Below are 8,724 nucleotides of genomic sequence, written 5' to 3'. Positions count from 1 at the left end.
CGCCTTAGATGCGGCAAGAAAGCCTGCAAAACGCGCCACGGCCCAACAACATTGGCGTTGAGGACATGAAGGAAATCGTCAGGCGCAAGATCGGCCAATTCCTGTGGTCGGGGTCCAAACACGCCTGCATTTTGAATGAGAACATCAATCGGCTCAGAAATCGCCTCTGCCGCCTTTCGCACAGACTCTGTATCGGTGATGTCGCAAGCCACAAGGTGGAAATTGGGAGTGTGGAAGGGGGCCTGTCCATCGCGGGTCGTGCCAATGACTTTATGGCCGCGCGCCAGCAAGCCTTCAACCAACGCACGGCCAATGCCGCGGTTTACCCCAGTCACCAGATAGGTTGCCATTAGTCTGCCCCTTGCCGTCCGCTCAGCCCCGCAACCGCTTCACATCAACCACTACGGGCAGCGCCCGCAACGATGCAGCAATCACGTTCAAATGCTTTGAGTCTGCAACTTCAACATCAACCAGCAAATCAATAAAGTCTTCGCGGCGGTTTTGCGCCCGCACATTGGTGATATTGCCGTCGCACTCAGAAATGATTTTCCCAACTTGGGCAAACACACCTTTGGTATTCTCACAGCTCATCACAAGGCGACCCAGAGCCAAGCCATTGCGCTTGGCTTCATCAGTCCAAGCCAGATCAATCCATTGGTCTTCATTGGCGTCATGCTCGGCCAGATGATCACAATCAATCGTATGCACTTCCACGCCACGATCTGGCACATGCACGCCCACAATCCGGTCGCCCGGCAAAGGCGAACAGCAGGGCATGAAATGGAGCGCCACACCGGGCATCAAATCTGATCCACGCACAAAATCGCTGGCATGGTCATTATCAATCATCAGCCTTGGTTCGCCCAAAGCGCTTTTGCGTACAAAGCCCGGCACAGCCGCTTCAGCGAGACTTGCCCCCGTCAAGCGCCCGCGCCCAATGGCGGCATAGAGCTCATCCATCGTGTCATAATTCAGCCGCTGACGTGCATCTTCCAGATTGACCTCTTCCGGATTGAGACCAACCCGGCGCAGCGCATGGCCGGCAAGACGGCGACCCAAAGTCGCAAATTCCTCGCGCTCACTCTCACGCACCAAACGACGAATGGCTGAGCGTGCTTTGCCCGTAACCGCCACCGATTCCCAATCGGCAACAGGTTTGCGAATATCCGAGCGCAAAATTTCTACCACATCGCCGTTGGACAATGCCGTCCGCAAGGGCCGCTCTTCCCCATTGATGCGCGCGCCCACTGTGGTGTCGCCGATGCGGGTATGAACGGCATAAGCGAAGTCTAACGGGGTCGCGCCATACGGCAGAACAATCAGATCGCCTTTTGGCGTAAAGGCAAACACCTGATCCTGAAACATTTCCAGCTTGGCATTTTCCAGAAACTCTTCTGGGTCGCCGCCATGTTCGAGGATTTCCACCAAATTGCGTAAAGGTGCCAGAGGGTCGGATTGCTTGTCGTCAATCGGGTGATAGCCATAGGTGCTATTCTTATAGCGCCAGTGCGCTGCAACGCCATCTTCAGCGATCCGGTCCATTTCTTCTGAGCGGATTTGAATATCGACCGAGGTCGCACTGGGGCCAACGACCCCAGTATGGATGGAGCGATAGCCATTGGGCTTAGGGACCGAGATAAAGTCCTTAAACCGCCCTGGAACACATGACCAAGCCTCATGGATCACGCCAAGGGCCGCATAGCATTGGGCGGTATCATTCACGACCACCCGGAAGCCATAGAGGTCTGATACATCGGAAAAGGAGATCGACTTGCGTTCAAGCTTCTTCCACACCGAATAAGCGCGCTTTTCGCGGCCCATCACGCGGGCCTCAATGCCAGCTGCTTCTAAGGCTGCGCTGATTTTCTGGGTCACTGCGGCTACGGCCCCCGAACGCTCTGCCCGCAGATTGGCCAATTGCTCATTGATTGTCTTACAGGCTTCAGGATGGAGGTGCTGGAAAGCCAATTCCTCCAACTCGCCTGAAAAGCGCTGAATCCCCATACGCCGGGCTAGGGGGGCATAAATATCTGCCGTCTCCCGCGCAATCCGTTCGCGCTTCTCGCGCTTTTTGATGAAATGCAGCGTGCGCATATTGTGCAAACGATCTGCAAGTTTCACCAATAAAACCCGCACATCCTTGGACAAAGCCAGGATGAATTTCTGCAAGTTTTCGGCCTGCTTGGTGCGGTTCGAATTCAGCTCCAGCTGAGAGAGTTTTGTAACCCCATCCACCAATTGCGCGACTTCTTCGCCAAACAATTTGCTAATCTCGGCCGTGGTGGCTGTCGTATCTTCTACCGTATCGTGCAACAGCCCCGTGATGATGGAGGCGGCATCAAGGCGAAGTTCGGTCAGAATGCCCGCGACCTCGATCGGATGGGCGAAATAGGGGTCGCCCGACGCGCGCAACTGGCTGCCATGACGCTGCATGGCAAACACATAGGCACGATTGATCGCATCTTCATTGACATGGGGGTCATAGTCGCGAATGCGATCTATCAGCTCATATTGACGCAAAATGCGGCCCCGACTAGGAGGCCGCACGATTTGCGCCGGGAATGGCAATTCCCCAGATTCTTCTAATGTATCAGTGGCACTGCCATCGTCCATCGGGAACCCTTATGATCAATAAGGGTCTTCGCGAACGGCTTCTTGCTCTTGCTGCAACGCACGCAGCACATCGTCTTCAGTTGCCAGAACAGGGGCTTCCAGAGCCAAGAGATCGCTCTCTTCTTCTTCCCGAACGGCATGTGGGCGAACTTCGCGCAGCGATGCAACCAAACCATCGCGCAATTCTTCGGTCTCAACCGTTGCATCGGCAATTTCGCGCAAAGCAACGACAGGATCTTTATCGCGATCCCGGTCAAGCGTCAGGGCTGCACCACCGGAAATTTGGCGGGCGCGATGCGCTGCAAACAACACCAGAGAGAATCTATTTGGGACGCGTTCAACGCAGTCCTCTACCGTCACGCGGGCCATATATCTAATCCTGTCGGAAAGTGAGTAGTCTCTTTACGGGAAGTCGTGGTGTTTCTCAACCATTGCACGCAGATAAAGCCGAAATAGCTTTCTTGCAGGAACAAGCCCTCCCCCTTCGCTCAATCCAGTCGCACGCAATTGTTGAGATTTTCTGACTCCTGCAAAGTCGCCAGCAGATCGGTCCCGGCGATGCCCGTAACCGGGTGGCGCCAATTTGGCGCGATTTCCAGCAAGGGCAACAAAACAAAATCACGTTCTGCTAGACGGGGATGGGGTAGTGTTATAACGCTGCAATCGGCACTGACAATGCCATTGTAATCGATTATATCTAGGTCCAAAGTTCTATTAGCCCAACGATCGTCTGGCGAACGGACCCGGTTCATCCGGGCTTCAATCTCCTGGCAGCGTTGCAAAAGAGCCAAGGGGTCCTGATCCTGCGGCTCTACTCGGCAAACCGCATTGACATAGTCGGGTTTACTGAGATTGGGCGGCCAGGCTTTGGTCGACCAGAAAGACGACAAATGGGTGACACTGTCGCCCGTTTGTGATAACAAAACTAAAGCCTCGTGGAGGATATCCCGGGGTATTTTAGCATCTAGGCCTAGATTTGACCCTAGGCCAACATAAATTCCGGAAGGCTCTACAGGCATTTTTGGATGGAATTGTTCAGAGGAAGGCCGCGTCACTATGACTTTTTATCCCAATGAGCGAATCGCTCTGTTTATCGATGGTGCAAATTTCTACGCAGCAGCGCGCACCTTGGGTTTTGACGTAGATTATCGCAAGCTTCTTGAAGAGTTCAAGAAGCGCGGTCGTCTCGTTCGCGCCAGCTACTACACCGCCATTCTGGAAGATGTTGAATATAGCCCTGTGCGCCCCTTGGCTGACTGGCTGGACTATAATGGCTTCAACGTCATCACCAAGCCCGCGAAAGAATTTACCGACACGCTTGGCCGTCGTCGCGTCAAGGGTGACATGGATATTGAGATCGCAGTCGACATGATGGAGCTTGCGCCCCATGTCGATCATATTGTGTTGTTCTCGGGCGACGGTGACTTCCGCGTCTTGATCGAAGCAGTACAGCGCCGCGGTCCTCGCGTTTCGGTGGTTTCCTCCATCAAGACCCAGCCCCCCATGATCGCCGACGAGCTTCGTCGCCAAGCCGATACCTTCATTGATCTGGCCGATCTTTCGGCTTTGATCGGCCGTCCACCGCGTCCAGATGGTTTTGAGAATGCGCGTGGCAATTTGCGCCCTGCCCGTCCTGTTGAGGGCGATGAGTTCATTGATGATTTTGATGATGAACTCGAAGGCATGGATGACGAGTTCGAAGGCGAGACAGAAGCCTAATTGGCTGCGGGCAGATCGGCTGTGCAACAACCCACGCGCGACTGCCCGCTCTGCCCACGATTGGTCGCGTATCGGGCGGCCAATCGCCTCGAAAACCCCGATTGGTATAATGGCCCAGCCCCGGCTTTTGGGGACAAGCATGCGTGGCTGTTGATTGTGGGCCTCGCCCCTGGCCGGACGGGGGCCAATCGGACAGGTCGGCCCTTTACCGGCGATTGGGCAGGCGACCTGCTCTATCAGACCCTTGCCCGCTTTAGCCTGTCGCGCGGCACCTATGCCGCCCATGCCGACGATGGGCTGACGCTAAGTGGTGTGATGATCACCAATGCGGTGCAATGTGCGCCCCCTGCCAATAAGCCAGAGCCGTCAGAGATTGCCCAATGTGCGCCCTTCTTAAAGGCCCATATTGCCGCCCTGCCCAAACTCACCAGCCTCATTTGCCTCGGCAAGATCAGCCATGATGCAACCGTGCGGGCCTTGGGCGGCAAGCCTTCTGCCTATCCCTTTGCTCATGGCGCGGTGCATCAGATTGGTGATAAGGCCGTGTATGACAGCTATCATTGTAGCCGCTACAACACCAATACAGGCCGGCTTACGACAGAGATGTTTGAGGCCGTATTCGCCAAGGCTTTGGCAGACAAGGGCTAGGCTTCTTTGGCTTCTTTGGCCTCTTGGGCTTCGGTCCGCTGATATTTTGGCAAGCTCAACATTAAAAAGCCAGCCAAAACCAGTCCAACAGACGATACAATTAAGACCAGATCGTAAGAGCCCAATCGATCATACACGATCCCGAACGCCAGCGGGCTGATCCCAGCGCCCAGCGTATAGAAGACATATTGCCAGCCATAAATCTTGCCGTAATTCTTCATGCCGAAATAGCGGCTGGTAAAGAAGGCGATCAGATCAAGCTCTGCCCCCAAAGCAACCCCAACCAGAATAACCGCAACTACGGCGGGACCATGGCCACCCCCCATCAAGAGGTAACAGCCAATAGCCGGGATCGCAAAACAGGCCGCTGCAATCGGGGGCGCATGGAATTTGTCGATCAAATAGCCCACCACCAAACGCGCGATCAGAATGGAAACGCCGATCAGACTGGCAATGCTGGCTGCCTGTGCCGCGGACAGACCATTGTCCTTCATCATGGCGACGATATGGACCGCGATCCCGCTCATCGCGAAGGTCACAAAGAAAAAGGCGATGCCCATTTTCCAAAAAGTGGCGGTTCGGGCCGCTTGCCCAAGCGTCATACCCGTCGCGGTCAAGGCGGCTTGTGCCTGATGGGTGGCGCTGCGGTCTTTAAAGAGTGTGAGGAAGATGGGCAGCCACAACACCAGCACGATGCCGAGTGCCACATAAAACACGCCTTTCCAGCCAAAGGCGTCAATGCCCATTTTATAGAAAATGGGCAGGGTAATCGCGCCAAAGGATGTGCCCAACAGCGTCAGCCCCAGCGCAAGCCCGCGCGACTTATCAAACCACTGATTGATGGTGCGGGTATAAGTCAAAGGCAAAGTCCCCGCCGCCACAATGGTCATGATAAAATAGGTCAGCCAGAATTGCTGCAGATTGCCGTCATTCAGGGTCAAAAGGAATAAGCATAGCGCCAGCAAAAGCCCCGAGACCAAGGCAACCGGGCGCGACCCAAATCGGTCTGTCACGGCCCCGGCCAGATAGGACGACAAGAGATTGCCCACGCCCATCAAGGTTACAGCCATAGACACATCTGTCCGGCTCCACCCAAAGGCCTCCTTCAGGGGGCCAAACAGATTCTGCACCGCATAAAAGGGCAAAGTCGCCAAAGAGGCATAGACGCCAACAATGGAGGCCAACAGGATCGGCCACCCGACCGCGAACTCATTGACTGACTTGGCTGGCTTAGCTTGATCTTGTTGACCACTCTCTGTCATGTAGCGCGACTCCCCCTAGGCTGCACTAGTATCCGCAAGCCAGACAATGATATATCTTTTCAAAGAAGCAAATGAAAAGAACGCGACCCATGCCTAAAACACAGCAAGCCCCTGCCCCATCCGCTTCGCCATCTGCTTTAGCAGGGGTTCGGGTGCTGGATCTATCCCGCGTTTTGGCCGGGCCTTGGGCAACGCAGACGTTGGGCGACTTGGGGGCCGAGATTTTGAAGATCGAAAAGCCCGGCGTCGGCGATGATACGCGCAGCTGGGGCCCACCATTTCTAACCGATGCGCATGGCGGCCAAAGCGATGCAGCCTATTATACCTGCGCCAATCGCAATAAGGCCTCCCTCACCCTTGACTTCACCACGCCAGAGGGCAGCGAGATTTTGCGCGCCCTGATCCCGCATCATGATGTTTTGGTTGAGAATTTCAAAACTGGTGGCTTGGCCAAATATGGCTTGGATTACGACAGCGTCGCCAAACTCAACCCAAAACTCGTCTATTGTTCGATCACAGGCTTTGGTCAGACGGGCCCTTATGCACCGCGTGCAGGCTATGATTATTTGGTCCAAGCCGCAGGTGGCCTGATGAGTGTGACGGGCCAAGCCGACGGTACGCCGGGCGCTGAACCTTTGAAAGTGGGCGTAGCCGTCGCAGACCTGTTTACAGGGCTTTATGCCACCATCGCCATTCTAGCAGCCCTGCGCCATGCCGAGGCTACAGGCCAAGGCCAGCATATTGATATGGCTTTGCTTGATTGTCAGACGGCTGTATTGGCCAATCAAGCGGCCAATTATCTTGTGTCAGGCCAAGCACCTAAACGTCTGGGCAATGCCCATCCCAATATTGCCCCCTATCAGGTCTTCCCCAGTGCCGATGGCCACATCGTGCTGGCAGTTGGCAATGATGGCCAGTGGCAACAATTTTGTGCGGCAGCAGGCCAGCCCGATTTGGCCCGCGACCCGCGCTATCAAACCAATGCCCAACGCGTCGCCAATCGCGACAGCCTGATTGCGAGCCTCTTGCCCATCATGGCCGGCAGGACCACCTCTGGCTGGATAGTCCTATTGGAACAGGCCGGTGTGCCCTGCGGGCCAATCAACACGATTGATCACGTCTTCCAAGACCCTCAGGTCATTGCCCGACAAATGCAGCAAGACCTGACGCGCCCAGATGGTACCCCGATCCCCACGGTCGCCAATCCGATCAAAATGAGCGTCACGCCCCCACGCGCCCGTCGCGCACCACCCGCCCTTGGGGCTGACAGCGAAGCCGAACTCAAAAGTCTCTTGGGGTTGAGTGACGCCCAGATTGAAGGCCTGCGCGCGAAGGGGATCATTTAGGGCTGGGGGGTTACTTACTGCCTCCCAAACCTTGTGCCGCAAAGTCCCACACGGTCCCCGCTCTCCGCTTTGCTGCAGCGGGGATGGCAACGTGGGGGAAACGCCCGCCTACTCGGCCTTCTTTTTATGGCTGTCATACCAGCCAATCGTGCTCAAAATTGCTGCCAGCCATTGGCTTGGGCGGCCAAAGCCGTGGCCAGCGTCTGGCAGGCGAACCAAGGCGCTTTCCACGCCTTGTAATTGAAGGGCTTGGAAATATTGCTCGCTCTCACTCATCGGCGTGCGATAATCGCTTTCCCCCGTGATGATCAGGGTTGGCGTCCGGACGTTACCAACCAAGGATAAGGGCGAGCGGGCCCAATATTTCTCAGGCTGTTCCCAAGGCATTTTGTCAAACCAATAGCTGCCCATCACCGCTCCGATGTCGCTGGTCAAGACTTCCGTTGCCCAATTGATTACCGGCCGCTTGACCGAGGCTGCTGCAAAGCGGTTGGTCTTGCCAATGGCCCAAGAGGACAGGACACCACCGCCAGAGCCGCCTCCAATATAAAGGCGATTGGTGTCGATAAATCCGCGCGCAACCACGGCATCGACGCTGCTCATCAGATCATCATGGTCTTGGCAGGGATAGCAAAGATTGATCAGGTTCGCGAACTCTTCGCCATAGCCAATTGAGCCGCGCGGATTGGTGAACAAAGTCACATAGCCCGCCGCCGCATAAAGCTGATGGGTGATCGAGAATAAGGGGCCGTAATCGGTATGAGGGCCGCCATGAATATCCAAGGCGAGTGGATATTTCTTAGTGGGGTCAAAATTGGGCGGATACAGGATCCAGCCATGAACTTTGCGACCATCGGCCGAAGACGGGGTCCAGATTTCCTCCAGCTTTCCAATCGCTTTACCGGCCCGCCACGCGGCATTCATATCCCATAGAATTGTCTCTTTGCCTTGCGACCAGAGGGCAAGCGCGGCGGGGCGGTCGGCCTCAACACTGGGATAGAGGGTCTTTGTGCCATCGGTTGTGTAGCTGCCACCGGACGACGGCAACAAAAGGCGCGTGTTGCCGACTTCAGGGGTTGCGACACTCACCTGCCCGTCCAAGGCTGCAAAGCCGACGCGACTGATGCCAACATCTT

Annotated in this window: 9 protein-coding genes; 3 read left to right on the top strand and 6 right to left on the bottom strand. The window is 55.7% G+C overall.

Translation table 11 applies throughout. From position 1 onward, the window contains the following. From IOB61_RS10555 to folK, 4 genes are all read right to left on the bottom strand, one after another. Positions 1 to 350: SDR family NAD(P)-dependent oxidoreductase (locus IOB61_RS10555; RefSeq protein WP_290816161.1), on the bottom strand; the 350-nt coding region annotated here is incomplete at its 3' end. Positions 351 to 372: 22 nt separating this feature from the next. Next, on the bottom strand, positions 373 to 2,613 hold the full coding sequence (locus IOB61_RS10550; RefSeq protein ID WP_290816158.1) for a bifunctional (p)ppGpp synthetase/guanosine-3',5'-bis(diphosphate) 3'-pyrophosphohydrolase: 2,241 nt from the start codon (positions 2,611 to 2,613) through the stop codon (positions 373 to 375). 15 nt (positions 2,614 to 2,628) lie between these two features. Continuing rightward, positions 2,629 to 2,982 carry a DNA-directed RNA polymerase subunit omega gene (rpoZ, locus tag IOB61_RS10545; RefSeq protein ID WP_085340083.1) on the bottom strand — a complete coding sequence of 118 codons (354 nt, stop codon included), beginning with the start codon at positions 2,980 to 2,982 and terminating at the stop codon, positions 2,629 to 2,631. A 119-nt stretch (positions 2,983 to 3,101) separates the two neighbouring features. Further along, on the bottom strand, positions 3,102 to 3,632 hold the full coding sequence (folK, locus tag IOB61_RS10540) for a 2-amino-4-hydroxy-6-hydroxymethyldihydropteridine diphosphokinase (protein WP_290816164.1): 531 nt from the start codon (positions 3,630 to 3,632) through the stop codon (positions 3,102 to 3,104). Between the two features lie 37 nt (positions 3,633 to 3,669). On the opposite strand from folK, the gene IOB61_RS10535 reads away from it, so the two are divergent. Together IOB61_RS10535 and IOB61_RS10530 are read left to right on the top strand one after the other, a co-directional pair. Beyond that, a complete protein-coding gene (locus IOB61_RS10535) occupies positions 3,670 to 4,332 on the top strand; it encodes an NYN domain-containing protein (RefSeq protein ID WP_290816155.1) in 663 nt (220 codons plus the stop codon). Between the two features lie 21 nt (positions 4,333 to 4,353). Next, complete coding sequence (locus IOB61_RS10530; protein ID WP_290816152.1) at positions 4,354 to 4,980, top strand: uracil-DNA glycosylase; 627 nt, start codon at positions 4,354 to 4,356, stop codon at positions 4,978 to 4,980. Here IOB61_RS10530 and IOB61_RS10525 read toward each other — a convergent pair. Continuing rightward, positions 4,977 to 6,242 carry an MFS transporter gene (locus IOB61_RS10525; protein ID WP_290816149.1) on the bottom strand — a complete coding sequence of 422 codons (1,266 nt, stop codon included), beginning with the start codon at positions 6,240 to 6,242 and terminating at the stop codon, positions 4,977 to 4,979. The genes IOB61_RS10530 and IOB61_RS10525 overlap by 4 nt on opposite strands. An 89-nt stretch (positions 6,243 to 6,331) precedes the next feature. Here IOB61_RS10525 and IOB61_RS10520 point away from each other — a divergent pair, with 89 nt between their 5' ends. Further along, entirely contained in the window at positions 6,332 to 7,588 is a 1,257-nt protein-coding gene (locus tag IOB61_RS10520; RefSeq protein WP_290816146.1) for a CaiB/BaiF CoA-transferase family protein, read from the top strand. A gap of 108 nt (positions 7,589 to 7,696) precedes the next feature. Here the strand turns inward: IOB61_RS10520 and IOB61_RS10515 are convergent. Then, a partial coding sequence (locus tag IOB61_RS10515; protein ID WP_290816143.1) for a prolyl oligopeptidase family serine peptidase occupies positions 7,697 to 8,724 on the bottom strand: 1,028 nt, incomplete at its 5' end.

The organism is Aquidulcibacter sp., assembly GCF_020253525.1.
In the GTDB taxonomy this organism is placed as follows: Bacteria; Pseudomonadota; Alphaproteobacteria; order Caulobacterales; family Aquidulcibacteraceae; genus Aquidulcibacter.
This window is presented reverse-complemented; position numbering and strand designations above follow the sequence as displayed.